23 protein-coding genes and 1 riboswitch are annotated in these 26668 nt (G+C 50.9%); of the genes, 15 read left to right on the plus strand and 8 right to left on the minus strand.

All coding sequences use genetic code 11. From position 1 onward, the window contains the following. The first annotated feature begins 30 nt into the window (after nucleotides 1–30). Complete coding sequence (locus tag JT719_RS02405) at nucleotides 31–1992, plus strand: AAA domain-containing protein (RefSeq protein WP_207430736.1); 1962 nt, start codon at nucleotides 31–33, stop codon at nucleotides 1990–1992. Between the two features lie 195 nt (nucleotides 1993–2187). Further along, nucleotides 2188–2700: an FKBP-type peptidyl-prolyl cis-trans isomerase gene (locus tag JT719_RS02410; protein ID WP_207430738.1), complete on the plus strand. Its 513-nt coding sequence runs from the start codon at nucleotides 2188–2190 to the stop codon at nucleotides 2698–2700. A gap of 402 nt (nucleotides 2701–3102) precedes the next feature. On the opposite strand, the gene JT719_RS02415 is transcribed toward JT719_RS02410, so the two are convergent. Beyond that, the gene (locus JT719_RS02415; RefSeq protein ID WP_207430739.1) at nucleotides 3103–3696 is read right to left on the minus strand and encodes an acyl carrier protein phosphodiesterase; all 594 of its coding nucleotides are present in this window, start codon (nucleotides 3694–3696) and stop codon (nucleotides 3103–3105) included. A gap of 117 nt (nucleotides 3697–3813) precedes the next feature. Between JT719_RS02415 and JT719_RS02420 the strand changes: the two genes are divergently transcribed. From JT719_RS02420 to JT719_RS02435, 4 genes are all read left to right on the plus strand, one after another. Continuing rightward, the gene (locus JT719_RS02420) at nucleotides 3814–4317 is read left to right on the plus strand and encodes a pyridoxamine 5'-phosphate oxidase family protein (protein WP_207430740.1); all 504 of its coding nucleotides are present in this window, start codon (nucleotides 3814–3816) and stop codon (nucleotides 4315–4317) included. Nucleotides 4318–4434: 117 nt separating this feature from the next. Continuing rightward, the gene (locus tag JT719_RS02425) at nucleotides 4435–5160 is read left to right on the plus strand and encodes a spheroidene monooxygenase (RefSeq protein ID WP_207430741.1); all 726 of its coding nucleotides are present in this window, start codon (nucleotides 4435–4437) and stop codon (nucleotides 5158–5160) included. 424 nt (nucleotides 5161–5584) lie between these two features. Beyond that, nucleotides 5585–8356 carry a leucine--tRNA ligase gene (leuS, locus tag JT719_RS02430; protein ID WP_207430743.1) on the plus strand — a complete coding sequence of 924 codons (2772 nt, stop codon included), beginning with the start codon at nucleotides 5585–5587 and terminating at the stop codon, nucleotides 8354–8356. A 128-nt stretch (nucleotides 8357–8484) separates the two neighbouring features. Then, on the plus strand, nucleotides 8485–8760 hold the full coding sequence (locus JT719_RS02435) for a hypothetical protein (protein ID WP_207430745.1): 276 nt from the start codon (nucleotides 8485–8487) through the stop codon (nucleotides 8758–8760). 10 nt (nucleotides 8761–8770) lie between these two features. Here the strand turns inward: JT719_RS02435 and JT719_RS02440 are convergent, their stop codons facing one another. The 3 genes from JT719_RS02440 to ispG all read right to left on the minus strand — a co-directional run bounded on the left by JT719_RS02440 (nucleotide 8771) and on the right by ispG (nucleotide 11453). After that, nucleotides 8771–9127, minus strand: coding sequence for an MmcQ/YjbR family DNA-binding protein (locus JT719_RS02440; protein WP_207430747.1), 357 nt, complete (start codon nucleotides 9125–9127; stop codon nucleotides 8771–8773). 73 nt (nucleotides 9128–9200) lie between these two features. Continuing rightward, nucleotides 9201–9371, minus strand: coding sequence for a DUF6728 family protein (locus tag JT719_RS02445; RefSeq protein WP_205500895.1), 171 nt, complete (start codon nucleotides 9369–9371; stop codon nucleotides 9201–9203). Between the two features lie 90 nt (nucleotides 9372–9461). Further along, nucleotides 9462–11453, minus strand: a complete 1992-nt coding sequence (ispG, locus tag JT719_RS02450) for a (E)-4-hydroxy-3-methylbut-2-enyl-diphosphate synthase (protein WP_207430754.1) — start codon at nucleotides 11451–11453, stop codon at nucleotides 9462–9464. A 330-nt stretch (nucleotides 11454–11783) separates the two neighbouring features. Here ispG and JT719_RS02455 point away from each other — a divergent pair, with 330 nt between their 5' ends. Beyond that, on the plus strand, nucleotides 11784–12266 hold the full coding sequence (locus JT719_RS02455; protein WP_207430755.1) for a hypothetical protein: 483 nt from the start codon (nucleotides 11784–11786) through the stop codon (nucleotides 12264–12266). A 63-nt stretch (nucleotides 12267–12329) separates the two neighbouring features. Here JT719_RS02455 and JT719_RS02460 read toward each other — a convergent pair whose 3' ends face one another. Further along, nucleotides 12330–12701: a hypothetical protein gene (locus JT719_RS02460; protein WP_207430756.1), complete on the minus strand. Its 372-nt coding sequence runs from the start codon at nucleotides 12699–12701 to the stop codon at nucleotides 12330–12332. Nucleotides 12702–12826: 125 nt separating this feature from the next. Here JT719_RS02460 and JT719_RS02465 point away from each other — a divergent pair, with 125 nt between their 5' ends. After that, nucleotides 12827–13303, plus strand: a complete 477-nt coding sequence (locus JT719_RS02465) for a hypothetical protein (protein ID WP_207430757.1) — start codon at nucleotides 12827–12829, stop codon at nucleotides 13301–13303. A 113-nt stretch (nucleotides 13304–13416) separates the two neighbouring features. Here JT719_RS02465 and JT719_RS02470 read toward each other — a convergent pair whose 3' ends face one another. After that, nucleotides 13417–15609, minus strand: a complete 2193-nt coding sequence (locus JT719_RS02470) for a glutamine synthetase III family protein (RefSeq protein ID WP_207430764.1) — start codon at nucleotides 15607–15609, stop codon at nucleotides 13417–13419. A gap of 245 nt (nucleotides 15610–15854) precedes the next feature. On the opposite strand from JT719_RS02470, the gene JT719_RS25500 reads away from it, so the two are divergent. From JT719_RS25500 to JT719_RS02490, 4 genes are all read left to right on the plus strand, one after another. Beyond that, a complete protein-coding gene (locus JT719_RS25500; protein WP_207430768.1) occupies nucleotides 15855–17702 on the plus strand; it encodes a sulfatase-like hydrolase/transferase in 1848 nt (615 codons plus the stop codon). Between the two features lie 137 nt (nucleotides 17703–17839). Further along, nucleotides 17840–19159 carry a tRNA (N(6)-L-threonylcarbamoyladenosine(37)-C(2))-methylthiotransferase MtaB gene (mtaB, locus tag JT719_RS02480; protein WP_207430770.1) on the plus strand — a complete coding sequence of 440 codons (1320 nt, stop codon included), beginning with the start codon at nucleotides 17840–17842 and terminating at the stop codon, nucleotides 19157–19159. Between the two features lie 156 nt (nucleotides 19160–19315). Next, a complete protein-coding gene (locus JT719_RS02485) occupies nucleotides 19316–19795 on the plus strand; it encodes a hypothetical protein (protein WP_207430771.1) in 480 nt (159 codons plus the stop codon). Then, nucleotides 19785–19985: a helix-turn-helix transcriptional regulator gene (locus JT719_RS02490; protein WP_207430772.1), complete on the plus strand. Its 201-nt coding sequence runs from the start codon at nucleotides 19785–19787 to the stop codon at nucleotides 19983–19985. Before JT719_RS02485 ends, JT719_RS02490 begins: the two co-directional genes overlap by 11 nt. Nucleotides 19986–20159: 174 nt before the next feature. On the opposite strand, the gene JT719_RS02495 is transcribed toward JT719_RS02490, so the two are convergent. After that, nucleotides 20160–21176 carry a bile acid:sodium symporter family protein gene (locus tag JT719_RS02495; RefSeq protein ID WP_207433219.1) on the minus strand — a complete coding sequence of 339 codons (1017 nt, stop codon included), beginning with the start codon at nucleotides 21174–21176 and terminating at the stop codon, nucleotides 20160–20162. Nucleotides 21177–21644: 468 nt separating this feature from the next. Here JT719_RS02495 and JT719_RS02500 point away from each other — a divergent pair, with 468 nt between their 5' ends. The 3 genes from JT719_RS02500 (at nucleotide 21645) to JT719_RS02510 (ending at nucleotide 25077) form a co-directional block, all read left to right on the plus strand. Continuing rightward, complete coding sequence (locus JT719_RS02500) at nucleotides 21645–21800, plus strand: hypothetical protein (RefSeq protein ID WP_207430773.1); 156 nt, start codon at nucleotides 21645–21647, stop codon at nucleotides 21798–21800. A gap of 76 nt (nucleotides 21801–21876) precedes the next feature. Further along, nucleotides 21877–24303 (plus strand): outer membrane beta-barrel family protein, encoded by a 2427-nt coding sequence (locus JT719_RS02505; RefSeq protein WP_207430774.1) that lies wholly within the window; start codon nucleotides 21877–21879, stop codon nucleotides 24301–24303. A gap of 129 nt (nucleotides 24304–24432) precedes the next feature. Beyond that, nucleotides 24433–25077 (plus strand): OmpH family outer membrane protein, encoded by a 645-nt coding sequence (locus JT719_RS02510; RefSeq protein WP_207430775.1) that lies wholly within the window; start codon nucleotides 24433–24435, stop codon nucleotides 25075–25077. 70 nt (nucleotides 25078–25147) lie between these two features. Here JT719_RS02510 and JT719_RS02515 read toward each other — a convergent pair whose 3' ends face one another. Further along, a complete protein-coding gene (locus JT719_RS02515) occupies nucleotides 25148–26473 on the minus strand; it encodes a voltage-gated chloride channel family protein (protein WP_207430776.1) in 1326 nt (441 codons plus the stop codon). Nucleotides 26474–26522: 49 nt separating this feature from the next. Continuing rightward, a riboswitch (Fluoride riboswitch) is annotated at nucleotides 26523–26595 on the minus strand. Between the last annotated feature and the right edge of the window lie 73 nt (nucleotides 26596–26668).

A 26668-nucleotide genomic window follows, 5' to 3' on the forward strand; every position in this document is an offset into this window, starting at 1 on the left:
CTGATACGCGCTACGCGATACCCAATTAGAATGGATAAGATTTTAAACGAACTATTAGACGTGCGGGCCCTGCTTAAGTTGGAGCAGGACGAAGACCGCAAGCAATACCAATTGAAGAATGCCCAAACCAGCATCACAGAGCGCAAGCGCCTGGGAATTTGCTGGTATCCGGTTACCGTCATCAAACAGGAAGTAGGTTTCGGGAACAAGATGGTAGTGGAACTGGAGCGCACCTCCGGCCGCGACCAGCTGCACATGTTCCAGGCCGGCTCCTCGGCGGCGCTGTTCACCAACGGCGAAGGTGGAACTCTCAACGGCGTGGTGCTGGAAGTGAAACGCAACAAACTGCGCCTGGCCACTTCCAAAGAAGACCTCCCCGACTGGATTGACGGTGGCGCCCGCCTGGGTGTGGAACTGACCTTTGACGAGGTGAGCTACCGCGAAATGGAGATTGGCCTGATGAAGGTGATGGAGGCCGAAAAAAGCCGCTTGGCTCAACTCCGCGACATCCTATTGGGTGCTCAGCCTGCCATTTTCCGCCGCGAAAGGGAATTCACCCCTATTGCCTCGCTCAATGACTCGCAGAATGCGGCCGTACGCAACATCATGCAAGCCAAAGATGTGGCTATCATCCACGGCCCGCCGGGCACGGGTAAAACCACTACCTTGGTGCAAGCCATTCTGCAGACACTGCAGGCCGGCGAACGCAAATTGCTGGTCACCGCGCCCAGCAACACCGCCGTGGATTTGCTTACCGAGAAGTTGGCTGAGCAAGGCGTGAACGTGATCCGCATCGGGAATCCGTCGCGGGTTTCTGAAGTATTGCTGGAGCACACCCTGGATGCCCAGATCATGCACCACCGCGACTACAAACAATTGAAGAAGCTCCGGAAACAGGCCGAGGAATTCAGATCTCTGGCGGGGCAGTACAAGCGTAATTTCGGGCACGAGGAACGCCAGCAGCGCAAATTCATGAAAGAGGAAAGCAAGCGCATTCTGGACCAGGCCGATGACATTGAAGACTATATCACCGAGGATCTGCTGGACCATGTGCAGGTGATCACCTGTACGCTGGTTGGCTCGGCGAACCGCACCATCCGGCACCTGCAGTATGACACCGTCTTCATTGACGAGGCCGCTCAGGCTCTGGAACCCGCCTGCTGGATTCCCATTACCCGCGCCAACCGGGTTGTCCTGGCCGGTGACCACCACCAATTGCCACCCACGGTGAAGTCCATGGCGGCGGAAAAAGGCGGCCTGGCCAGAACGCTGTTTGAGAAGTGCATTGACCGCCAGCCCGAAACGGCTGTGATGCTCACAACCCAGTACCGTATGCACGAGCACATTATGGGCTTCTCCAACGGCCAGTTCTACCGCGGCGAGCTGCAGGCCCACGAGAGCGTACGCACGGCTACCCTGCCCGATGTGCATCCTGTGTTTCAGCCCGGCTTAATTGTGGAGTTCATTGACACCGCCGGGTGCGGCTTCAACGACCAAACCATGGGCGAAGGCAGCAGCACGGCCAACCCAGAGGAAGCCGATATCCTGATCAAGCACCTATTGAACCTGCTCACGCCCTATGAACCGGCCGAACAAGCCGAGGAGCAGGAGCATCCACTTAAAATCGGGGTAATTGCCCCGTACCGGGCGCAGATCAACTACCTCAATGACCAGGTGGAGCATCATCCCAAACTTTCTATTCTGCAGGGGCGCAAGCAACTGACGGTGGGTACGGTGGACTCTTTCCAGGGGCAGGAACGAGACATCATGTACATCAGCATGGTGCGCAGCAACCCCGAGGGCGAAATTGGCTTCTTAGCTGATATCCGGCGCATGAACGTAGCCATGACCCGGGCCAAAAAGAAAATGGTGATTGTGGGTGACAGCGCCACGTTGGGCCAACATCCTTTCTACCAGGAGTTCATGAATTACGCTGAGGCAATTGGCGCTTACCGCAGCGCCTGGGAACTGATCTCGGCAGAAACAGAATAAATCTTTTAAAGATCAATCTGCGTTAGAGGCATTAAAGACACTTCTTCTGGAGAAGAGGTCTTTGGTGCCTCTTTTCTTTTGAAGCATTTTCTCCCTATCTTTTTGGGACTACTACGGTAAATATAGGAGAAGGCATATTATTTCCCTTGAATAGTTACCTTTACAGCATACAACACCTAAAAACCCTAACACCAGATGAAAATAGAAGAGAACAAAGTGGTGTCGCTCACCTACGAGCTGCGCGTGACAGACGAAGAAGGCGAAGACACTCTGGTTGAGACCGCCGATGAGGAAAACCCAATGGTCTTTTTATATGGTGTGAGCGGCCTGCCAGAGAAATTTGAGCAGGAACTGGAAGGAAAATCGGCTGGGGATACGTTCAAGTTCACCGTTGCCTCTGAAGATGGCTACGGCGATTTAGACGAATCAGCCATTGTGCCCGTTCCTAAGAGCGTGTTTGAGATTGACGGTAAAATAGACGAAGAAATGGTGCAGGTAGGCAACTACATTCCCATGTCTGATAACGAAGGCAACCACATGCAGGGCCGCATTGTGAGCGTGGAACCCGACCATGTGCTCATGGACTTCAATCACCCGCTGGCCGGCATGGACATGCACTTTGAAGGCAAAGTGATTGACGTGCGCGATGCCACGAAAGAAGAAATCGCCCACGGTCACGTACACGGCGCCGGCGGACACCACCATTAATTTCAATTAGGAATTGAAAAGGTGAAAGCTGTTTCTCTTTTTGATTCCTAAAATTTCAGTTTAGAAGTGAACTAGCAGAAGGCCATTCCTGAGGATTGGCCTTCTTTGTTTTGCGACTATTTCCCAGAAAACAAGCTTAAAACAAATCTGTCTGGCGCGAGACTAAAGTCTCGTGTCCGGGGATGATGCGAGTCTCCAGACTCGCCGGGAACCATGAATTGGATATGCGGCCTTTTCTGAAATGATGCTGCCAGTTCAGGAATGCGTCATTTCGCTGCTGCACAGCGATGGTAGTCAGAGACTACCCTTTATCCCTAGTCACGAGTCAGAGACTCGCGCCATATTACGATCAGGAAGATCCTAATTCCTAATTCCTAATTCCTAATTCCTAATTCCTAATTCCTAATTCCTAATTCCTAATTGAATTAGTTGGTGGACGTAGGCTTGCAGTTGCGGAAAGAACCGCTCAAATTCCATTTGGTAGAAGGCATAGTTTTGGACCAGCTCCTCTCCTGCCGTTTCCATGCCGGAGTCAAATTTGGTGCGGGAACTCAGTCCATGGAGGGCTCGGGTGATGCCTTCTACTTTGGCGTAAGACACCAGCCAGTTGTGCCGAACCATGTACGGCAGGAAATGCTGCACCCGCTCGGGTAACAATTCGGGCCGGGATTGGACTTGGGTGTAAGCTTCCTTGGCAAACTCCGCCAGGGGCTGAGCACTGAAGGTCTGGAAATTGGCCGCCAGGAAATGATCATAATAGACATCAGCTACCACCCCGGCGTATTTCCGGAATTTAGGGCGTAAACGCTCTTTGGTTTCGGCCACTACGGGATGGCCATCGGTGTAGGAATCGATGAGGCGGTGCAGCCTGATTCCTTGTTGCACCCGCTCTGGGTAGAGCAACACCTGGGCACCCCGCACGCTGTCGGCAATGAAGTTTCCCAGGCGCAGGTCTTCGTCTGTACCGGAAAGAAAAAGGTGGGCGAGGTAATTCAAAGGCGATTTGTTTAAACCAAAGGTACGCATTCTGGCTTACCAATGGACATCACCCGATAAGGAACCCTTGTCCCGGATGTCCGTATTCTTCACATAAGTACAAGACCTATATACACTATGGAAAACACGCAGAATTCAAACCAAGGCGATCTGCAAGCCTTAATTGATAAGATCAAAGACATAAATACCGCCATGCTGAGCACCGTGGAGCCTGACGGAACCATCCGCTCAAGGCCCATGCGCCACATGCAGGTAGATGATAACGGGGTGATCTGGTTCTTTAACAGCCATCACTCGGCTAAAACGCACGAGATCAGAAACGATAGCCACGTGAACCTGAGCTATTCTAAACCGGGCGACCAACTGTACGTTTCGGTATCGGGCCGGGCGCAGGTGCTGCGTGACCAACAGAAAATAGACGAACTCTGGAACCCCGCCATGAAAGCCTGGTTCCCCGAGGGCAAGGATGATCCGAACATCGGGTTGCTGAAGGTAACCATTGACCAGGCCGAGTACTGGGATTCACCCAGCAGCGCCGTGGTTCACTTATACGGCATGGTGAAAGCCGCCATTACCGGCGAACCCGCCAGACCCGGCGAAAACAAAAAGATCAATTTATAGTTATTCAGAAAGGGAGTTTCGGCTCCCTTTTTTCATGCCTTTTTGCGGCTTGTACAAGACCTGCTTTTAGGCTACTTTTAAGAAAACAGGCTCAAAATTCTATACCGTTTCCAGACCTTGGCACTGAACGCTTCTACTGCTCACGCGCATACCACGCTCACCTTATTTGGCATTAAACCTGGGCATTGGCGCTGGGGATTGGCTCAGATGGGCACCTCGGTACGGCCATTGCAGAAAGTAAAGGGGCTGAACTTCTTCAAGCTGCTGGGAAGCGGACAAGGCCGGGGCTTCAGCCTGAAACCAAACTGGTACCGCTACGGGCTTATGGCCACCTGGTCCTCCCCCGCCGCCGCTGAAGACTTTTTCCAAGCGCATCCCTTGTTAGAAGAATACCGCCAGCACACCTTTGAGCAGTACACCCTGACTTTGCGGCCTTTGCAGGCCCACGGTCTCTGGAGCGGCAAGAATCCGTTTACCACCCAAACCATACCGGCACCTGCCAATGTTCCTATCGCTGTCTTAACCCGAGCCTCTATCCGGCTCACCAAAGCCATTGATTTCTGGCGACACGTGCCACAGGCCAGTGCCAGTTTAGATCATGCCCAAGGATTGCTGGCCTCCATTGGGTTAGGTGAAGCTCCTTTTGTCAGACAAGCCACTTTCAGCCTCTGGAAAGACGAAGCCAGCATGAAAGAATATGCTTACCGCATGGCTGCCCACAGAGAGGTAATCAAAAACACCCGCGCCCGTGGCTGGTATTCTGAGGAACTGTTTGCCCGGTTTTCGCCTCTGCAAAGTGCAGGCACCTGGAATGGCGTTGACCCTTTACAGGATTTGGTTTAAAAGACACTCGTAGGAGCTGCGCACACTACGAGGTCATATGAGATCAGCATCAATGCCTTACCCTCCCTTATTAACCTGTTTTTGAGAAAAAAGACACCAAACGTAAAAACCTGTGAGGTTTTGAAAACCTCACAGGTTTAGCCGCCCATTACGCAACAGACGCTTACTCTAAAGACCTCGTAGTGTGCGCAGCTCCTACGAGTGTCAGTGCCTATTGTCGGCGCCACCACATACCCCGTTAATTACATCAATCCTGAAAATCCTGCTCCCGTTTCTACCTCACTTTTCTAAAATCCCTGCAAAAACGAAAACACAAACTACTACCAGCGTCCGTCAAAAGGCAGCTTTTTGCAGAAATTCCTTACTTTTGCTATTGGCCTAACGTGGCCTTTTGAATCTGAACCATACAACTGAAGTCATATCCATGTCAGAGTACGATTACCGATCCATTGAGCAGAAGTGGCAGCGCTTCTGGAGTGAGAACAAGACGTTCAAGACCGATATCAACCTAAGCAAACCCAAGTTTTACTCGCTGGACATGTTCCCGTATCCATCCGGGGCCGGTCTGCACGTTGGGCATCCGCTGGGGTACATCGCCTCTGACATCGTGAGCCGGTACAAGCGCCTCAAAGGCTTCAACGTGCTGCACCCAATGGGCTTCGACTCGTTTGGCTTGCCCGCTGAGCAGTACGCCATTCAGACGGGGCAGCACCCGGCCGTGACCACCAAGCAGAACATTGAGCGCTACATTGAGCAGCTGAATAACCTGGGCTTCTCTTTTGACTGGGACCGCGAGGTACGCACCTCAGACCCCAGCTACTACAAGTGGACCCAGTGGATTTTCATGCAGTTGTTCAACAGCTGGTACAACTACGAAACTGACAAAGCCGAGCCTATTGAAACGCTGGTGGCCGAGTTCAAAATGCGCGGCAACACGCACGTGAACGCCGCCTGCGATGAGGACACCCCACATTTTACCGCCGATGCCTGGGCAAGACTTTCTGAAAAAGAACAGCAGGATTTGTTGCTGAAATATCGCCTGACCTTCTTATCTGAAGCTGTGGTGAACTGGTGCCCGCAATTAGGAACCGTTCTGGCGAATGACGAGGTAATTGGCGGCGTTTCTGAGCGGGGCGGTTACCCGGTGGAGCGCAAACTCATGAAGCAATGGATGATGCGCATCACCGCGTATGCCGAGCGTCTGTTGCAGGGCCTGGATACCATTGACTGGCCTGAGCCGGTGAAAGAAATGCAACGCAACTGGATCGGGAAATCGGTGGGCGCTGAACTGCACTTCCCGGTAGATGGCCACGAGCACAAGCACATCACCGTTTTCACCACCCGCATTGACACCATCTTTGGGGTAAGCTTTGTGGTACTGGCACCTGAGCACGAGTACGTGGAGGAAATCACCTCTGCAGAGCAACGCGCCGAGGTGGAAGAATACGTGTCCTGGGCCAAGAACCGCTCAGAGCGCGACCGTATGTCTGACGTGAAAACCGTTACTGGGGTGTTTACGGGAGCATATGCCATCAACCCCATATCCGGCGAAAAAGTACCGGTTTGGATTGCCGACTACGTTCTGGCCGGTTATGGTACAGGGGCGGTGATGGCTGTACCGGGGCATGATACCCGTGACTACGCCTTCGCGAAGAAGTTCAACCTGCCTATACCGGAAGTGGTAGCCGGTGGTGATCTGAGCAAGGAAGCCTTTGCCGCCAAAGAAGGGAAAATCATCAACTCTGATTTCCTGAACGGCTTGGACGTGAAAGAGGCTATCAAAGCCGGTATCCAACGGGCCGAGGAACTAGGAGTTGGGAAAGCACGCATCAACTACCGCATGCGTGATGCCGTATTTGGTCGGCAGCGGTACTGGGGCGAGCCGGTGCCGGTGTATTACAAAGACGGAATCCCTGCCCTATTAGCAGAAAGCGAACTGCCTTTGGTACTGCCCGAGGTGGATGCCTACCTGCCTACCGAGACTGGTGAGCCTCCGTTAGGCCGCGCCCAAGGTTGGAAATACCGCGGCGAGTATGAGTACGAACTGAGCACCATGCCGGGTTGGGCTGGCTCCAGCTGGTATTGGTACCGCTACATGGACCCTCAGAACGACCAGGAATTCGCTAGCAAAGAAGCCATTGATTACTGGCAGAACGTGGATCTGTACATTGGTGGTTCTGAGCACGCCACCGGTCACCTCCTCTACTCCCGCTTCTGGAACAAATTCCTGTTTGACCTCGGCTTGGTAAACCAGGACGAGCCGTTCAAGAAGCTGATCAACCAGGGCATGATCCAGGGGCGTTCTAACTTCGTATACCGCATCAAAGATTCTAACACGTTTGTTTCTTTCGGGCTGAAGGACCAGTATGAAACAACTGCCCTGCACGTGGACGTGAACATCGTGGAGAACGATGTGCTGGACCTGGAAAAATTCAAAGCCTGGAGACCAGACTTCGCGGATGCCGAGTTCATTCTGGAAGACGGCAAATACGTGGTGGGCGTGGAGATTGAGAAGATGTCTAAGTCCAAGCACAACGTGGTGAACCCCGATGTGCTGGTTGAGGAATACGGCGCTGATACCCTGCGCATGTACGAAATGTTCCTGGGACCTTTGGAGCAGTTCAAGCCTTGGAACACCAACGGCATGGACGGCGTGTACAAGTTCCTGCGCCGTTTCTGGAAACTATTCTTTGATGAGCAAGGTAACTACGCGGTGACGGACGAGCAACCCACCCCGGCCGAGCTGAAGTCGTTGCACAAGACCATCAAGAAAGTGGAGGAAGACATTGAGCGCTTCTCCTTCGGGACCAGCGTGAGCCAGTTCATGATCTGCGTGAATGAACTCACGGCCCTGAAAACGAAGAAGCGTGCTATCCTGGAGCCTTTGACCGTGGTACTTGCCTCTTTTGCACCACACATATCCGAGGAACTGTGGAGCAGATTAGGTCACAGTGAGAGCATCACGTACGCCGCTTACCCGGAGTGGAAAGAAGAATTCCTCACGGAGAGCACGTTTGATTACCCTATCTCCGTAAACGGTAAGGTGAAGACCAAACTCACCTTTGATCTGAAAGCTTCTAAAGAAGACGTGGAGAAAGAAGTACTGGCGTCTGAAGCCGTTCAGAAACTTTTGGAAGGCAAACCAGTGAAAAAGGTGATTGTGGTGCCAGGAAAGATTGTGAATGTAGTAGTATAGCGTTTCAGGCCCTTTTTGCAGAAAACAGCCTAAAAACCCTTAAAAGCAACAGCCCGGTTCCTCTAGAGCCGGGCTGCTGCTTTTAAGGGATTTGCACAATTTATAGCCAATTTTCGTATATTCCCTCTATGAACAAACGCTATGATATCCTGTTAGGCCTTGCTTTACTGATAGCGGTGGGCACCGGCTACTTCTTCAACCAGAACAGATATTTTCATACCACTACCGGGGAAGAAATCTCCGCGGCAGTATACCAGAACCTGGAAACCAAAGAAAAATGGAGGGTGGAATGGAATTTCAACTATGAAGCAGGCCTTACGGCTGGTATTGCCACCCTTGGAATTGGCCTGGTGCTGCTAGGCGTACTAAGTAAAAGTCGGAAGAAAGTATCCCGGGTAAGCTAAGCATGACTCTTCAACTGAAACCCAGTTCTACCCTTTGCTTCTTCGGTAATCCCGCCACCACCAAGTCATAGGAATGGTCAATGAGTTCAGGCAACAAACCCATGGGCAGGAATTCCTCCGGATAAATGGTGTTCCAGTGCTTTTTGTTCATGTGATAGCCAGGTTGGATGGCCGGGTATTGCTCCCGAAGCTCTACCGCCCGTTCAGGGTCACATTTCAGGTTCACACCCTCGGCGTAGTTGTTTAAGCTGCACATGGCGAACATCTTTCCGGCCACTTTGTAGACCAGATTATCTTCGCCAAAAGGCGTGGTTTCCTCCACGTGGGGTTTAGATAGGCAATAGTCTCTGAATTCTTCTATGTTCATGGCTGCCAAGGTATAGAAAAAGAAAAGCCTGCCCAAACGGACAGGCTTTAAGTATAGCTATGGACAGTGCCTCTTAGCGAAGCATCAGTTTAATGATCAGGTACACCAGACCGCACAGGAACATCAGCATAGAGATTTTGTTGATGGTGTGCATGGTGCGCAGGTTGAAATTAGTTTTGCGGTTAGGGTCCTTCTTACGGAAGAAGTACGTTGCCACTTCGGAGAAATCAAAAAGACCTTTCATGTTTGGATTTATCAGCGGTTAGTTTCGTCTGCTTATCTATGTAACAGATTTAGAGGGAGAAAGATTTACGAAAAGCAAAAATAGTTGGTCTTATTCCCCTACTCCTACCGGCTCAATCCAGTTTCCGTCTTCCCTGATCAGCTCAATCAATTCATCTACGGCGCGCTCTTCGGGCACCGATTTCTTGATCACTTGTTGCCCGCGGTATAGCGCGATTTTACCCTTTCCTACGCCTACATAGCCGTAATCGGCATCGGCCATTTCACCGGGTCCATTCACGATGCAGCCCATGATGCCAATCTTCACGCCTTTCAGATGGTCGGTGCGCTTGCGTATCATGGCGGTGGTTTCCTGCAGGTCAAATAATGTGCGTCCGCAACTTGGGCAACTGATGTACTCGGTTTTGCTCATGCGCGTGCGGGCGGCCTGCAAAATTCCAAAGGCCAGTTTGTTCAGCCCTTCCAGGTTGTAGCCCCACTCCTCTTTGGTGCGGTAACTCAGATCCTGGGTGCTGAGCAAAACGCCATCGCCAAATCCGTCAATGAGCAGTCCACCCATGTCGGTGGCGGCATAGAGCTGCACCTGCTCATCGGTGAGGTCCTCGTAGGAACGCTTGATGATAACCGGCACCGGTTGTTCCTGGTTCATGAGCCGGATAAAGGCCTTGCGTTGCTCAGGCATGGCGTGCTCGTTCTCCGTCTCCAGGATAAGCACCACGTCCGGCCGATTATGCAGTGTTTCTATGAAATCATTGGTTAACTGCCCCAATGACACCTGCACAAAGTTAAGCTGCGGGTGCCAGGTATCGGCGGTTTCAAACTGCACGGCGGTGTACAGAGGATAACGCTCTTCCCGCTTTTCGGCTTCCAACCAATCTGTGTAGTCAACAATTTCTTTCAGGCCGTTGGGCAACATGAACGGGATGGGCGTGCTGCCGGTGTACACGTAGTCCGCGCCCTGGTCGGTCATGTGGAATTTATCCAGCGAAGGCGAATAAATGTGCCCTACCGGACGAAGGTCTTCATACGTGATCTGCTCCAGGCGGCTCAGATCGGCCACTACCCTGGGTACGTTGTGCCCGCCGAGGTTCAGCACCTCGCGGGTTTCGCGGCGGTGGTACTGGAACGGGTTATACGGCAGGTGGCAGATAGGCTTGATAGGCGTATGTCCGGCCCGGGTGGCATACCGGTCAATCAGCATTTTGGCCACGGGCGCTTCCAGTTCAGGCGCCTCAGTGAGCGAAACCCGTACCGTATCGCCTAAACCGTCTTCCAGCAACGTACCAATACCCACGGCAGATTTCACGCGCCCGTCCTCGCCTTCGCCGGCTTCGGTCACACCCAGGTGCAACGGATATGGTTGTAATCCTTCTTCCTCCAGCTTCTGCACCAGCAAACGGTAGGCCTGCACCATCACCTGCGTGTTAGAGGCTTTCATAGAAAGCACCACGTCATAGTAGTTCAGGTCTTCGCAGATGCGCAGGAACTCCAGCGCACTTTCCACCATGCCCAGTGGGGTATCGCCGTAGCGGCTCAGGATGCGGTCAGACAAGGACCCGTGATTGGTGCCAATGCGCATGGCCGTGCCGTACTCTTTACAGATGTTCACCAAAGGTGTAAACCGTTCGCGGATGCGGTCCAGTTCTGCCTGGTAGGTGGCGTCTGTGTATTCTATTGTTTGAAATTTCTTTTTATCGGCGTAGTTGCCAGGGTTCACTCGTACCTTCTCCACCAGGCGGGCGGCCAGTTCGGCGGCGTTGGGCGTGAAGTGAATATCGGCGATCAGGGGTACGTTGTAGCCACGAGCCCGAAGCTCCTTTTTGATGTTGCCCAGGTTTTCAGCCTCTTTTACGCTGGGAGCCGTAATGCGCACGTACTCACAACCGGCCTCCACCATTCTAATCACCTGCTCCACCGAACCCAAGGTATCCATGGTGTCTACAGTGGTCATGGATTGCACCCTGATGGGATTATTGCCTCCCAAGGCGATGTCTCCAATGCGTACTTCGCGGGTTTGGCGCCGGGTATAGTTTGTCAAGCTGGGGCAGTAAATGCCTTCCAGCTTACCAGAGGTTGTATTCATGGGAAATGAGGTCTCCATACTTCTTTAACCAAGGGCTAAACCGTATTGTTCAGCTCAGGTTTTGTAAAAATACTACATTTTTTGTGCCATCTACACCCCTGCTGCTTTTACTTGAATCTTGGCAAACCCTCAAACCTCTCTAGGGATTGTGGAACAAGGAGTTAACTTCCTGCCCTGGCATGCAGACTATACAGAGACAACATTAAACAAGGCTACCCTTAAAGCTTGCACAGTGAAGGTTACTTAAACCAAAATAGGAGTTTAAGCAGAATGAGAAACACACGGCATCTGAATGCGTAGAGCAATTATGTTAACAACATTGTTTTAGCCATGCCACTACTCTTCACATATCAAAGCCAACGCCAAGCGGCCAGCTTACTTCGGCAAGAGGGAGTTCCCGCGGCTCAACTTCCCCAAACCATCCAACTGGCCCGCCAAACCACCGAAAATTGGTTGCACCAGGAAATAGAGCAAGGAAACCTGCCCTTGGTGATTGAGATGGTGAAAAACAAATTCCCTGAGAGCAGCGCCTTGTTGTTATTTGAAGAGCTGAAGGATTTGCTGGTTGCGAAGTTTATCGTGCGCCTGGGCTTCAACTTTGAGTTAGCCAGAGGAGCTGCCTCTATTGTGTTACCATACGTGATGAAACGGCTGGTAGACCACCTTCAGCAGAATCCGCAGTTCAAAACCTGGTGGGAAAACCTGGACCTGCGCAAGCACTTCCCATCCAAAGAAGAACTGAAAACCAAATTCAGGAGTGTAGGCCAGAGCTTCACCGGTAATTCTGCGGCAGAAAACGGCGCTTTTGCTTGAGTGTTGTTTTAAGCTTGATTCCTGAAAAGGAGCCTGAAATAAGTCGAGAGGCGGATAAGTGGTTTACTTGTCATCCGCTTCTCCCCTCAACAATGGATCTTCTGTGGAGGCGTTCGCGTCTCCTTGTTCTTTCAGGCGGTTGATGCGGTCTGCAATGCGGTGATGCACGCCTTCGTCTTTGAGGTAAGTGCGTTGATCTATGTCAAACTCGGCGGGGTTGAACTGACGCGCCAATTCATGCAATTGAAAGATATAGGTGTCAATGCGGTTAATGGCCTCTGACACAAAATCAGTGGCATGGTTATTTTCTTCTGAAATTCCTTCCTTCACCTCCTCGGCTTGTCTTATCTCCTGTTGAATGTATTGGGCAGGTTCTGCGCCTTTTAGTCGTTCGTTATCTAAACGTTTCTTAAATTCAGGAATATCAAAGTCCATACGCTTGTGGTTTAAGATCAAGGGTTTATCCACTGCGGTACGGGAAGACTAAAGAGGAGTTCTCAAAAATGATCAAACCTTTTTAGAAGAATTACGTAGCATCAGCAACATTCAACCTTACCACTATGCCAGTTCCTTTTTTGCAGAGAAGCCATACGTTTGCTGCTCAACTGCTCCATAAAGCAGGTTTGTCGGTTAGTCAGATTCCCGAAGCGGTGCAGATTGCCCGTGAAACCGTAGAGCACTGGCTTAACAAGGAATTGGAAAGCGGAAATGCCCAACAAGCGGTTCTGGTCTTAAAAGGCCATATTCAGGAGAAAGCCCCGCAGTTGCTGTTTGACAAACTGAAAGACATGTTGCTGCTCAAACTTATCCTGCGCCTGGGCATTAAAGGTACCTTGGCCACCAACATCGCCACGTTGATTTTGCCTTTTGTCTTGAAACGCGTGTATGATCTGGCCCGTCAGAACCCCAAAATGCAGGCCTGGTGGCGTGAACAGGAATGGCGTCAGCGTCTACCTTGCGTGGAGAAGGTGAAAACAAAGCTGAAAGACGTAGGCCAAAACTTCACTCCTAACAGAACCACTCCTCCCAGAGCGTAGTCTCGGGAGCAACCATAGATACAGGATTCTGGCCTGTTTTCCTGTAAATAAGCCAGAAACAAAAAAGCCTCTGCAGTTCGCAGAGGCTTTTTTGTGAAAGATAAGTTGGCAGATTAATGACGGAACAACATTTCACGGTATTTAACCAGTGGCCATTGCTCATCGTCTACAATCAGCTCCAGTTTGTCTACGCTGTAGCGGATAGGCTCAAAGAAAGCCAACACTTCATCGGTATACATGATGGCGCGCTCGCGGGTGTCGTCAATTTTGTTGGCTACCTTGCGCTGCTCAATCATGGCATCTACGTTGGTCTTGATGGTAGTCAGGTGACGGGAGATGGTTTTGATGGTCTCCACAGTAGTCTGCGTGTATTCATCATCCTGCAAACCAATCTCGCGCATGCCTTTGATGTTCTCCACCAGTCTGGTTTGGTACGCCACTGCGGTTGGGATGATGTGGTTCATGGCCAGGTCACCCATTACGCGGGCCTCAATCTGCACCCGCTTGATGTAGTCTTCCAGCAGAATCTCGTGGCGGGCATGTAACTCACGCTCACTGAAGATGTTATTGGAAGTAAACAGAGTAGTTGCGGTTTCGTCTACCAGTTTGTCCAGAGCTTGCGGTGTCTTACGGATGTTGCTCAACCCACGACGCTCGGCTTCTTCTTCCCACTCCTTAGAATAACCGTTTCCTTCAAAACGGATGGCTTTGGAAGAGATCACATAGTCACGCAGTACGTCAATGATGGCCACTTCTTTTTTCTTGCCTTGCTCCATTTGCTCGTCCACGCTCTTCTTGAACTCTTTCAACTGAGCCGCCACAATGGTGTTCAGGGTGATCATGGCGTTAGAGCAGTTGGCGGAAGAACCTACCGCACGGAACTCAAACTTGTTACCGGTGAAGGCAAACGGCGAGGTACGGTTACGGTCTGTGTTGTCCAACAGAATTTCAGGGATTTTATCGATGCCCAGTTTCAGGTACACGTTATCGCCTTTGTCCAGGGGCAACTTAGCGGTACGCTCCAGTTCATCCAGTACCTCGGTCAGTTTCTTCCCGATGAACACGGACATGATAGCCGGAGGAGCTTCGTTGGCACCCAAGCGGTGGTCGTTGCTGGCCGAGGCGATGCTGGCACGCAGCAGATCTGCATAGCGGTGAACCGCTTTGATGGTAGTAATGAAGAAAGTGAGGAACTGCAGGTTCTCTTTAGGACGACGGCCCGGAGCGAACAGGTTTACGCCCGTGTTGGTGCTCAGTGCCCAGTTGTTATGCTTACCGCTACCGTTTACGCCTTTGAACGGTTTCTCGTGCAACAACACCTTAAAGTGATGCTTCTCAGCCACGCGGTCTAACACATCCATTAACAATTGGTTATGGTCAACGGCCAGGTTAGCGTCTTCAAAGGTTGGCGCACACTCAAACTGGTTTGGAGCCACCTCGTTGTGACGGGTACGCAGAGGAATACCCAGTTTGTGGGATTCAAGTTCAAACTCTACCATGAAGGCGTGTACGCGGGAAGGAATAGATCCGAAGTAATGGTCTTCCAGCTGCTGGCCTTTGGCAGGCTCATGCCCGAAAACGGTTCTACCTCCCATCACCAGGTCAGGACGGGCTTCATATAAAGCGCGGTCTACCAGGAAGTACTCCTGCTCAACCCCCAGAGTAGTGGTAACTTTGGTTACGTCTTTGTCAAAATATTGGCAAACATCAACGGCAGCTCTTTCCACTAAGTCCAGGCTCTTCAACAAAGGAGCTTTGTAGTCAAGCGCCTCGCCGGTATAAGAAACGAAGATGGTAGGGATACAAAGCGTTCTGGTACCTGCATTCTCAATGATGAACGCCGGTGAGGTAGGATCCCAGGCAGTATAACCACGGGCCTCAAACGTGTTCCGGATACCGCCGCTTGGGAAAGAAGAAGCATCTGGCTCTTGCTGTACCAGGGCGCTTCCTTTGAAGGCCTCTATGGCACGTCCGTCTGAGCTCAGGTCAAAGAAGGAGTCATGTTTCTCGGCTGTTTCGCCGGTTAATGGCTGAAACCAGTGGGTGTAGTGGGTAGCGCCACGGCCCAAAGCCCAGGTTTTCATAGCAGAAGCCACTGCTTCGGCAAGGCTGCGGTCTACTTTGCTACCGGTTTTAATAGCCGTCTGCAGACGCTTGAAATATTCACCGGATAAGGTGGAGCGCATGGCCTCCAATCCGAAAACGTTTGACCCAAAGTAATCAGAGATTTTGTCAGAAGGTAGCTTCACCTCTACTGCCGACCGTTGGTTTACCAACTCCAGCGCCTTAAATCGAAGAATGGCCATGAATTTTGTAATGTTTGTTAATCTGGACCCAAAAGTAGTAGAAGAAATCTTACTTTCAAGCATACCCCTTAAATTTTTAGGGTACTTTTTAGATAAAACACCCTAAATACATGTTGAACCCTTCTAAAAAGCAGGTCTTTTTATAGAAGCCCTATTTATTTCTAAAGAACATCCCCTTTTTCTGGAAGGCACTTTCAGAAAATATCGTTTTTTAGGGAATACTCCTTTAGCGGTATATTTGGCTTGTGAAACGAATTTTAACAAGAACTCTCAGCTACTTCCTTTTCTGGACCCTCTTCTTTGAGATTTGCCGGGCAATTTTTCTTCTATACCAGCACAGCAAGGCTTCCAGTCTTACGGCGACCGAAATAAGCAAGGTGTTTTGGTACGGCCTGCGCATGGATCTCTCCTTTGCCGCTTACCTCAGCGTCATTCCTTTTCTGCTGCTGCTTCTGGAGGTGGCTTTTGCCAGAAAGATTTTCCTTAAAATCATCTCGGGATTTACCTACGTCATGCTGGTGATTGTCACGCTGCTGGTGATCATTGACCTGGAACTGTATACCGCCTGGGGTTTTCGGTTAGATTCTACGCCCTTGCAGTATCTGAACACTCCCGCCGAGATGCTGGCCTCCACCGCCTCTGCTCCCATCTGGTTATTGGCTCTGATTTTCCTTTTGCTGCTAGTGATCGGGATAATAGGGTACCGGTTTATCAGCCGGAAATGGGAAGTTTCCCCAAAAAGAGGCGCTAAACACCTGGCCGCCGAACTGCTACTCAGTTTGTTTATGGTGGCCTTGCTGGTGCTGCCCATCCGGGGCGGCTGGCAACAGATTCCCCTGAACCAAAGCGACGTCTACTTCTCGCAGAACATCTTCGCGAACCACGCCGGTGTGAACGTGCCCTGGAACGTGATGCACTCTGTCATCAAGAAGAACCACAACACCAAGAATCCTTACCAGTATTTAGACGAGAAAAAGGCCCAGGCCTTGGTGCAGGAGTTGTACCAACCCAAGAGCGATTCCATTCCATCGTTGCTTCGGGTGAAGAAGCCTAACATTCTGTTTATCATTTTGGAAAGCTACACCGCAAAGTTTGTGGGAGCTTTGGGCGGACCGGCCGAGGTTACGCCTAACCTGAACGCCCTTGCCAAAGAAGGAGTGCTGTTCCAGAACATCTACGCCGCCGGGGACCGAAGCGAAAAAGGCATGGTGGCCTTGCTGAGCGGCTACCCGGTACAAACCACCACCTCCATCATCAAAACGCCCAAGAAAACCGAGCGTCTGCCGCAGTTAGCTTCTGAATTGAAAAGAATGGGCTACCGCACCAGTTACTACTACGGCGGCGAACTGGCCTTCGCTAACATCAAATCTTACCTGCTGAATGGGCAATACGACAAGCTGCTGGAGAAATCTGATTTCGGGAGCGAGAACTACAACTCCAAGTGGGGTGTGCATGACCACATCTTGTTTGATAGAGTTCTGGCCGAGCACCAGAATCCGAAGCAGCCGTTCTTCACTACCGTGTACACGCTCAGCAGCCATGAGCCGTATGACATTCCTACCCGGCCTAAATTCCCGGGCACCGATGAGGAAACCCGGTTCAAGAACTCCTTCCATTACACTGATTGGGCCTTGGGCCGCTTCATCAATGCGGCCAAGAAAATGCCGTGGTGGCAGAATACCCTGGTAGTGATTGTGGCCGACCATGGGCACCATTTCCCAGGCGGAGACCAGAACGATGCTCCTTCCAAATTCCGGATTCCGTTGTTGTTCACCGGTGGCGCCTTGGCCGTGAAAGACACCGTAGTTACCTCCATCGGGTCCCAAACCGATCTTGCCCCAACCCTCCTGCAGCAACTGGGCCAGCCCACGAATCAGTTTGCCTGGAGCAAAAACCTGCTGGACCCCAAGGCTACTCCGTTTGCCTTCTACGTCTTCAACGATGGCTTCGGGATGGTTTCGCCGCAGGGCATCATCACCTTTGACAATGTGTCCAAACGCCCCATTCTGCGGGAGCCGGGCGTACCCGAAAAACAAGTGGAACAAGGGAAAGCCTACATGCAAACCAGTTTCGGGGATTTCCTGAAGAAATAGGTTAAAAACATACTTCTCTGCGCAAAGCCGATTTGAGCCTGTTTCTCAGAAAACAGCCTTAAATCGGCTTTTGTGCGTACAACAAATTTGAATTCCGAGCAACTATCTCTGATTCTCCGTACCTTTGCACCTTGATTATGAAAAAGGTAGCATTTTATACATTAGGCTGTAAGCTCAACTTCTCTGAGACGTCTACCCTCTCCCGGATATTCCAGGAGCGCGGGTACCAGAAAGTGGAGTTCACAGACACGCCCGATATATTTGTCATCAACACCTGCTCCGTCACCGACAATGCCGACAAGAAATGCCGCAAAGTGGTGAAAGAAGCCCTGAAACACTCGCCTAACGCGTTCATTACCATTGTTGGCTGCTACGCCCAGTTGAAGCCGAAGGAAATCTCTGAAATACCCGGCGTGGATGCCGTGCTGGGTGCCGCCGAGAAATTCCAACTGGTAGACATTCTTGACGGCTTTGAGAAGAAAGAAGCGCCGCAGGTGCACGCCAGTCCGGTTTCTGAGGCTAATACCTTCGTGAACGCGTACTCCTTTGGCGACCGTACCCGCACCTTCCTGAAAGTACAGGACGGCTGCGATTACTCCTGCACCTTCTGCACCATTCCGCAGGCCCGGGGCAAAAGCCGCAGCAACACCATTGAGAAAGTAGTCGCTGAGGCCCGCAGCATCGGGGAATCGGGCGTGAAGGAGATTGTCTTGACCGGGGTAAACACCGGCGATTTCGGGTTGCAGGAAGGCATACGTAAAGAGAACTTCTACCAGCTCATCCAGGAACTGGACAAGGTGGAGAACGTGAGCCGCTTCCGGATCTCGTCTATTGAACCTAATCTTTTAAGTGAGGAGATCATCAACTTTGTAGCAGGTTCTCAGCGCTTTATGCCGCACTTCCACGTACCGCTGCAGTCGGGCTGCAACAAGATCCTGAAGCTGATGCGCCGCCGGTACCTGCGCGAGCTGTACGCCCAGCGCGTGGCCTGGATCAAAGCCGCCATGCCGCATGCCTGCATTGGCGTGGACGTGATTGTAGGCTTCCCCGGCGAGACCGAAGAAGATTTCTTGGAGACCTACAACTTCCTGAATGGCCTGGACATCAGCTACCTGCACGTGTTCCCCTACTCAGAAAGAGCCAACACCCTTGCTATTGATCTGCCGGGCGTAGTACCGCAAAAGGACCGCAACCGCCGCGCCGACATGCTGCGCATCCTCTCAGAGAAAAAGAAGCGCGCCTTCTACGAAAGCCAGATTGGCTACGAAGGTAAAGTCCTGTTTGAAGCCGATATCACCGATAACCAGATGGAAGGCTTTACAGAGAACTACGTGCGCGTAGTGGCCAAATACGACCCGGTATTGGTGAACGAGGAAAAACACGTGCGCCTGACCAACATCACCTCGGCCGGTTTAATGGAAGCTGAGGAAACCTACGCCGAGATGCTTGCTCATTAGAACTCCTCTTTATACTTATGCAGAAGCCTGAACAGAAGACCTGTTCAGGCTTCTGCTTTTTACGCCACTAGCTATGAAAAAGGCAAAATTAAATGTAAAGTTTACTTGAATTTTGTAAAACATACTTTACATTTGTCAAGTAAACTTTACATCAGCATGAAAACACGTTATCTATTTCCCAATCGGTTTAAGAAACTGGGTTGGTTCATTCTGATCCCCTCCCTGCTGCTCGCCTTTTTGCTTTTCAATGAAGTAGTGGCATTCCCCTGGTTAGACCTGAAGGTGTTTACGCTTTATAATCCACCCATGCTGGGCGAACCAGAGCAGTCCTTTGCCTTTACAGAAAACAACGTGGCAGATGAAATACTGGCTTGCCTGCTGATAGTAGGAACTATTCTGGTAGCCTGTTCTGAAGTGAAGGAGGAAGATGAGTACATAACAAAACTAAGATTGGAGTCGCTGCTGTGGGCCTTGTACGTTAATACCGGCCTTCTTTTGCTGGCCATCATATTCGTATATGGCATTGGTTTCTACCAATTCATGGTGTACCACCTCTTTACCTTGATGTTACTGTTTCTAGTCAAATTTCACCTGGTGCTGTACCGCTTCTCAAAAGTGCCCGCCTATGAAGAATAACGTGCGTAACGAGCGCGTTGCGCAAAAACTCACCCAGGAAGAGCTGGCCAAAAGAATTGGGGTAAGTAGACAAACCATCAATGCCCTGGAAACCAATAAATACATCCCCTCTACTGTATTAGCCTTAAAAGTTGCCCAACTATTGCAGAAGAAAGTAGAAGATTTATTTATGCTGGAAGAGGAAGATTAAAGTATGGTATTTACCTGGAAACAGAAAACCCGTTGCAGCTGGCAAACGGGTTTTCTGTTTCCAGATAGGTCTTATTCCAGTTTGTACCTACCTAGAATCTTTTAGTGCTTGGGTTGTGGCAGAGAATACCCTTTCTCAGCTACTTTTTTAGAAAACACAACGAAAACAAGTACCCTAAGCCTTTGGGTTTTCCGGCTTCTGAGTGGTATGTGCCATTCTTTGGGCAATTATGCTGGCGGCAATCAACTGCAAAGCATGGTACAGCATGAGGGGCAGCAGCACAATTCCTACGGAGTTGGCATCGGGGAAGAGCACTTTTGACATGACCGTACCGTGCACCAATGATTTTTTGGAGCCGCAGAAAATAGCCGTGATCCGGATTTCTCTTCCAAAGCCCAGCAGTTTGCTCAGGAAATGGATCAGGATGGTTACTAATAAGAACAGCCCTATCATGGCCGCTCCCAGCAGCAACAAATCTGTGGCACTGAAGCCCTGGAACATGTTCCGGGCGAAGGAATCACAGAAAGAAGAATAGACAATTAAAAGGATGATGGTCTGGTCAAACACCCGCAGCCGGCTTTTCTGTGCCTCGGCAAAGGTCCCGTACCTTTTGTTCAGCAGAACGCCCAGCGCCACGGGCAACATCACCTGTAGCATCAGTTTAAGGATGACGCTGGTCAGATCCATCTCGGCGGCGGAGCTGGTGCTGGTGAACAATCCCATCCATAAGGGGGTCATGAATACGCCAATCAGGCTGGAGATGCTGGCGTTGAAGATAGCCGCCGGAATATTGCCGCCCGCAATGGACACCATCACCACCGAGGAAGAAACCGTGGAAGGCAGGGCCGCCACGTAGAAAGCGCCTAGCCAAAGCAATTGGTTGGCATCTTCGCCGGCAAGCAGATGCGCCCCCCAGACCAGCGCCGGAAAAAGCAGAAACGTACTGAGTTGTACCACCAGGTGCAGCCGCCAATCGCTCAGGCCCGCTTTCAGCTTGGCTGGGCTCAACCGGAGCCCATAAAAGAAGAAGATTAAAGAAACGCCATACGTGGTGATTTCCTCCAGGGGCAAAGGACCGTTTTCTTCCCCCAATTCGGGCCAAAGATAGGCCAGCACAATCATAGCCAGCAGGAACAAGAGAAAATTATCCAGGCCCAGCTTTTTCCGGAACGAGCTGACCCTTTCCTTCATAGGGATCAGAGTGGCGTCTTTTTTATTTATTTCCAAAGTAAATAATGGTCAGGTTCAAAAGCCTCCCCCAAGAAGGAAGCCGTTTATGGGGCAATTTTACTTAAATAGCCTGAAAACACCTGTACGCAATAAATAGCAAGAGGTGAACCTGGCCTCTGCCTGTTACTATATAGGTATCCTTTTCAAGCTGATTCATAGAAACGAAGATTGAAGTACCTAATCGGCCTACCCTACGAATGTACTGTTTCTTATAGGTTTGAAAGCATCTCACCGAGTTTTACCCTCATGCTTACTTCATCTTAGCCGCGGAAATTCTTCCTCTTTCAATTTCCAGAAACCTCTCAGAATAGCTACAAAGGCTGGTTTTGAAATTTATTTGAAATAATTTGCAACAGTACCTTGTTTTACATAGTACCTTATCATATCTTTGGTCCATTGAAAGAGAGTATTAAACCTAAGTTTACTCCTATGGAAACAACCACCTTCTTCCAGATGCTCCTGCAAGTGTTCCTGTTGCTGGGGTCCTTTACCGGAGTAGTGTTTGCCTATGTGGTGCTTACCTCTGGCAGCAAAAGCGCTTTGATGAAAAACGCGATCCCTCCTATTGCTCCCCTACGCCCTTAGGCTTTTTTTTTGCCAATGTACCTTGCATTACATAGTACTATCAAGAAATCCAACATTATAAAAAACTTCACTCGTCATGAAAAAGCTCTATAACATCCTCTTATTAATGGCCGCCTTTTCTTTCCTCACCCAGGCGGTCTTCGGACAGACCCCTTCTTCGTTAACCGGTTTAGTGGTAGACGATAAAGGCGAGCCCCTCCCTTACGGAACAGTGGCCTTGCTCAAAGCCTCAGACACCTCCCTCCTCACAGGAACGGCCATTGAGCTGGACGGTAAATTCAAGATGAAAACTCCGGCTCCCGGCAAGTACCTGCTGCGCGTAAGCGCCATGGGCTTCGCCAACCAGGACCTGCCCGTTTTTGAAGTCACTTCGGCCGGGTTTTCCAAGGATTTCGGGAAAATAGCCCTGAAACAGGATTCCAAGGTGCTCAAAGAAGTAACCGTGCAGGGTCTGAGACCTACCGTTGATATGCAGGCCGATAAAATGGTGGTGAGCGTAGAAGGAACCGCCATGGCCGCCGGGGCCACCGCTTACGAGGTGCTCACCAAATCTCCGGGCGTGTGGGTAGACCAGGACGGCAACATTCAGTTGAATGGGAAAGAGGGTGTGAAAGTGATGATTGATGGAAAATTAACCTACCTGAATGGAAAACAACTACAAACAATGCTGCAGGGCATGCCTGCTGAAAACCTGAAAAACCTGGAGATCATCGCCAATCCATCGGCTAAGTTCGATGCCGAAGGCACCTCGGGGATCATCAACCTGAACCTGAAAAAGAATACCATGTCTGGCTTGAACGGAAGTGTCTACGCCGGCTACCAGTACAACCGCGAGCACGGCGTGAACGGCGGCGGTAACCTCAACCTGAAAAAAGGCAAATGGAGTTCTTTCGCCAACGTGGATGTGAACAGCCGCCCCAGAGGCCGCGAGTTCACCATGGATCGCCGGTTTCAGCACGAAGGCGCCGTAAACACCATGCACCTGGCCGGCGAGGAAGACGGCAGACAGTTCTCGCCATCCCTGCGGCTGGGCACCGACTACGACCTTACCTCCCAGCACAGTGTGGGCGGTACTTTGAACCTCTCGCATTCCAACACCAGAACCGGGGTTTTCACCAGCACCACCGGTAGCCAGTTCCCCAACCAGCTAAGCAAAAGCGCGAACCATGACACCGGCAAATTCACCAATGCTTCGCTTAACCTGCACTATTTAGGCAAGTTAGATTCTACTGGTTCAACTTTAAGTGCCGATGTGGATGTAGCCAGAATCACCGACAACGGAGTGGGCAGCTTTAACACGATAGAGTACGAATCCGGAGTTCTGACCAATGACAGCCTCCTGGAGAACGACAACCCCACCAATTACCAGATCTATTCCGCCAAAGTAGATTACAGCCGCCCCTTAGCTTCCATCAAAGGAAAATTTGAAGCCGGAGCCAAGGCCAGCCACGTACGCTCAGACAACAAGATAGATTTCTACAACGTGGAAGGCAGCACCAGAACCCTTAATACTCAGCGTACCGATCACTTCATCTTTGACGAGAACATCTACGCGGCGTACGTGAACTTCAGCACTACCCTGGGCAGCAAGTGGACCCTGCAAACCGGTCTGAGGGCCGAGTACACCGATTCTGAAGGCCGGTCAGTGTACGCCAACACCACCAACCCCCGCAGTTACCTGGATTTCTTCCCCAGCATCTTCCTGCAACAGCGGGTATCGGACAACTACTCTGTGAGCTATAACTACAGCCGCCGTATCAATCGCCCCAGATATGAGAACCTGAATCCTTTTGTGTTCATGATCGATGCCAACACCTACGCCCAGGGCAACCCTAATCTGCGGCCGCAATACACCAACTCGTTCCAGTTCACCCAAACCTTCAGAAAGAACTACAACCTGATCATTGGGTATTCGCACAGCAAAGACGCCATGTCTGAAGTGCCCACCCCTAACACGGAGACAAACGAGATTGTGTTCAGACAGCAGAACGTAGAAAACGAGAGCATGAACGCTACCCTGGTGGCGCCGGTGAACGTGACTTCTAAATGGAACTTCAACAACAACGTAACCGTGGCCTACCAGAACTACAATACCCCGGTTTTGGGTAAAATCATCAAAAACGATCAAGTGATGTTCATGGCTCAGTCTAACCACAACGTGATTTTGCCTAAGAACTTTAAAATGGAAGTAACCGCCGGGTACCAGGGCAAAGGAATCTTCAACGTGTACCAAACCCAACCAAGCTTCTGGCTGGACCTGGGCTTCAAACGCTCTTTCCTGAATGACCAGCTGGACGTGACTTTAACCGGTACTGACCTGCTCCGTACCCGCAAAATGCGCGGCACCTCCAACGTAGACGGCAACACCAACGCCATTAACATGTACCACTACCAGCGCAGCGTACGGCTAAACCTGCGGTACCGCTTCAACAAAGGCGAGAAGTTTGAAATGAAGCGCCGTAACTCCAGCCTTGATGAAGTGAACCGGGCCGGCGGAAATTAATCTTCGCCCAGGGCAAACCACCGCCTTCCGATTTATTTTCTTAAATTAGGGGCTACTAAATGATCAGGGGCGCGAATCTTGGTTCGTAGCTCCTGATCATCAACCTTTTAAATCAATTAACTTTTGACTGTGAGCGTATCTAAAAAGCTTCTTTTATTGGCTGTCCTGTCAGCATCTTTTGCCGCCTGTAAAAACGACCAGGCTTCTACCCAAAACACGGCAGCTAAAACCGAAACCACTCCTGCTGCTGCCACCAGCACCGAAACCGAAGACGAAGCCGCTCCTGCAGCCGCCGCCAGTGCCCCCGAGATTGTTTTCGTGAACTCAGATACCCTGCTGAACAGATACCAGTATTTCAAAGACGTGAAAGCCAGACTGGAGGCCAAAGGCAAGAGAATGGAAACTGATCTGCGCACCAAAGCCACCAGCTTCCAGAGAGAAGTAGAACAATACAGACAAGCCGCCGCCGGCTTGACCCAGGAACAGCGTGCCACCACCGAGCAGCGCCTGGCCCAGAAAGAACAGCAGTTAGCCGCCCAGCAACAGACATCCGGTAACCAACTGGCCAAGGATGAAAACGATGAGATGAAAAAGATCTACGAACGAGTAGAAGCGCATCTGAAGAAAATCAGCAAGGAGAAAGGCTACAAAATGGTGTTGACCTACACCCGTGGTAACAGCGCCATCCTGTACGGAGACAACTCCTTAGACATCACCGAGGAAGCCGTGAGAGGCCTCAACGAAGAATACAAAGCGAGCAAAACCAAGAAATAATCCATACTTCCAGAAATGAAAAAAGCCTGACGCCACCCCGTCGGGCTTTTTTATGCCCCTTGAAGCCAAGCTAAGGATGGCGCTTCTGACTATCTGAAAGCCTTGCCCCCGTTTCACGCGCTAACAACGGATGCTTGCTGGTCTCAATCATCTGCGCACCATAAATACCGGTATGCCCCGAAAACAGATAAGCGATGACACAGGCAATACCCGCGTAAACGCCACAACCGGCCCCAAACAGCTCTATGGCCATTAAAGTACAGGCCAGCGGGGTATTAGCGGCTCCGGCAAAAACGGCCACAAACCCCATGGCCACCAATAACTCCAGGGGCAAAGGCAAAAAAGAGAATAGGGCATTGCCTAGGGTAGCTCCCACAAAGAACAAAGGAGTTACCTCTCCTCCTTTAAAACCACTGCCCAGCGTTAAAGCAGTTAAGGCAATCTTGAGGGCAAAATCATACCGGGGCAATATCTCCAGAAAAGCGGCCTCAATGGTAGGAATACCCAAACCAATGTACTTGGTGGTGCCTAAAGCCCAAATCAGGAGAGCCAGCACCAAACCTCCCAGTACCGGTCTGAAAGGCGGAAAGGAAATTAACTTTTTGAAGGCGGCTCCACAGGCATGCGATGCCCAGGAAAACAACCGGGCCGTTATCCCAAAACAGATACCGGCCACTACCGAAGCCGCCAGGGTGATGTAATCAAGGTCAGGAGAACTAACGGTGGGGTAAGCTGTGTGCGTCACTCCCCATGAAGAGGTTACCCCATCTGCAATGACGGCTGTTAAAATGCAGGGTACTATGGCATTATACCTTATCTGGCCAAGCAGGAAAACTTCCAACCCAAACACAGCGCCTGCCAAAGGAGTACCAAACACGGAGGCAAACCCACCACTGATACTGCAGATCAGCATCAGCTTCCGGTCTCTTGGTTTTACCCGCAACCAGGAAGCTAAATTGTCAGCCAAGGGGCCGGCCATTTGCACGGCTGTACCTTCCCTTCCCGCCGAGCCTCCCACCAGGTGGGTTAGCACCGTAGACAGCATCACCAAGGGAGCCATAATGAGCGGTAACCTGTTTTCGGACGGTTTTTGGATTTCCAGCAGCAAAAGGTTATTCCCTCCTTCCGCCTCTTTGCCCCAGAAGTGATAGGCACAGCCAATCAGGAAACCCGCTACTGGTAGAAAGGCAATTATCCAAAGGTGAGTTTCCCGGTATTCGGTGGCATGCTCCAGTAACACCAGGAACAAAGCAGAAGCACTACCGGTGATACTACCCACCAGCAGGGCAATTAAAACCCACCACAGCAGATACCTGAAACTGAGATAAAAACCGAAAGGAAAATTCCCCTTAAACGAAGCTAATTTCTGAAAAACAGACTGGAAACGAGGACTCATACTACTCCTTTTGACACAGGTTCACATAGCACAGCAACCAGGGTTCTGTACCGAAGTAGGAGTCATCAGCCTCTTAGGATAGGCGGTTCTGGCATAGGTGGCACCCCATCACCCAATTCAAAAGTAACCGAAAGGCGCACACCAAACAACACAAAGACGGCAAGCAACGGTACGGCTGAAATTCCCTGTACCTCA

Source organism: Sabulibacter ruber, assembly GCF_017355955.1.
Lineage (GTDB): Bacteria > Bacteroidota > Bacteroidia > Cytophagales > Hymenobacteraceae > Nibribacter > Nibribacter ruber_A.

Coding starts and splice junctions, on each gene's coding strand:
- JT719_RS02405 (WP_207430736.1), top strand. CDS start 31: ATGGATAAGATTTTAAACGAACTATTAGACGTGCGGGCCCTGCTTAAG.
- JT719_RS02410 (WP_207430738.1), top strand. CDS start 2,188: ATGAAAATAGAAGAGAACAAAGTGGTGTCGCTCACCTACGAGCTGCGC.
- JT719_RS02420 (WP_207430740.1), top strand. CDS start 3,814: ATGGAAAACACGCAGAATTCAAACCAAGGCGATCTGCAAGCCTTAATT.
- leuS (WP_207430743.1), top strand. CDS start 5,585: ATGTCAGAGTACGATTACCGATCCATTGAGCAGAAGTGGCAGCGCTTC.
- JT719_RS02435 (WP_207430745.1), top strand. CDS start 8,485: ATGAACAAACGCTATGATATCCTGTTAGGCCTTGCTTTACTGATAGCG.
- JT719_RS02440 (WP_207430747.1), bottom strand. CDS start 9,127: ATGAACATAGAAGAATTCAGAGACTATTGCCTATCTAAACCCCACGTG.
- JT719_RS02445 (WP_205500895.1), bottom strand. CDS start 9,371: ATGAAAGGTCTTTTTGATTTCTCCGAAGTGGCAACGTACTTCTTCCGT.
- ispG (WP_207430754.1), bottom strand. CDS start 11,453: ATGAATACAACCTCTGGTAAGCTGGAAGGCATTTACTGCCCCAGCTTG.
- JT719_RS02455 (WP_207430755.1), top strand. CDS start 11,784: ATGCCACTACTCTTCACATATCAAAGCCAACGCCAAGCGGCCAGCTTA.
- JT719_RS02460 (WP_207430756.1), bottom strand. CDS start 12,701: ATGGACTTTGATATTCCTGAATTTAAGAAACGTTTAGATAACGAACGA.
- JT719_RS02465 (WP_207430757.1), top strand. CDS start 12,827: ATGCCAGTTCCTTTTTTGCAGAGAAGCCATACGTTTGCTGCTCAACTG.
- JT719_RS02470 (WP_207430764.1), bottom strand. CDS start 15,609: ATGGCCATTCTTCGATTTAAGGCGCTGGAGTTGGTAAACCAACGGTCG.
- mtaB (WP_207430770.1), top strand. CDS start 17,840: ATGAAAAAGGTAGCATTTTATACATTAGGCTGTAAGCTCAACTTCTCT.
- JT719_RS02485 (WP_207430771.1), top strand. CDS start 19,316: ATGAAAACACGTTATCTATTTCCCAATCGGTTTAAGAAACTGGGTTGG.
- JT719_RS02490 (WP_207430772.1), top strand. CDS start 19,785: ATGAAGAATAACGTGCGTAACGAGCGCGTTGCGCAAAAACTCACCCAG.
- JT719_RS02495 (WP_207433219.1), bottom strand. CDS start 21,176: ATGAAGGAAAGGGTCAGCTCGTTCCGGAAAAAGCTGGGCCTGGATAAT.
- JT719_RS02500 (WP_207430773.1), top strand. CDS start 21,645: ATGGAAACAACCACCTTCTTCCAGATGCTCCTGCAAGTGTTCCTGTTG.
- JT719_RS02505 (WP_207430774.1), top strand. CDS start 21,877: ATGAAAAAGCTCTATAACATCCTCTTATTAATGGCCGCCTTTTCTTTC.
- JT719_RS02515 (WP_207430776.1), bottom strand. CDS start 26,473: ATGAGTCCTCGTTTCCAGTCTGTTTTTCAGAAATTAGCTTCGTTTAAG.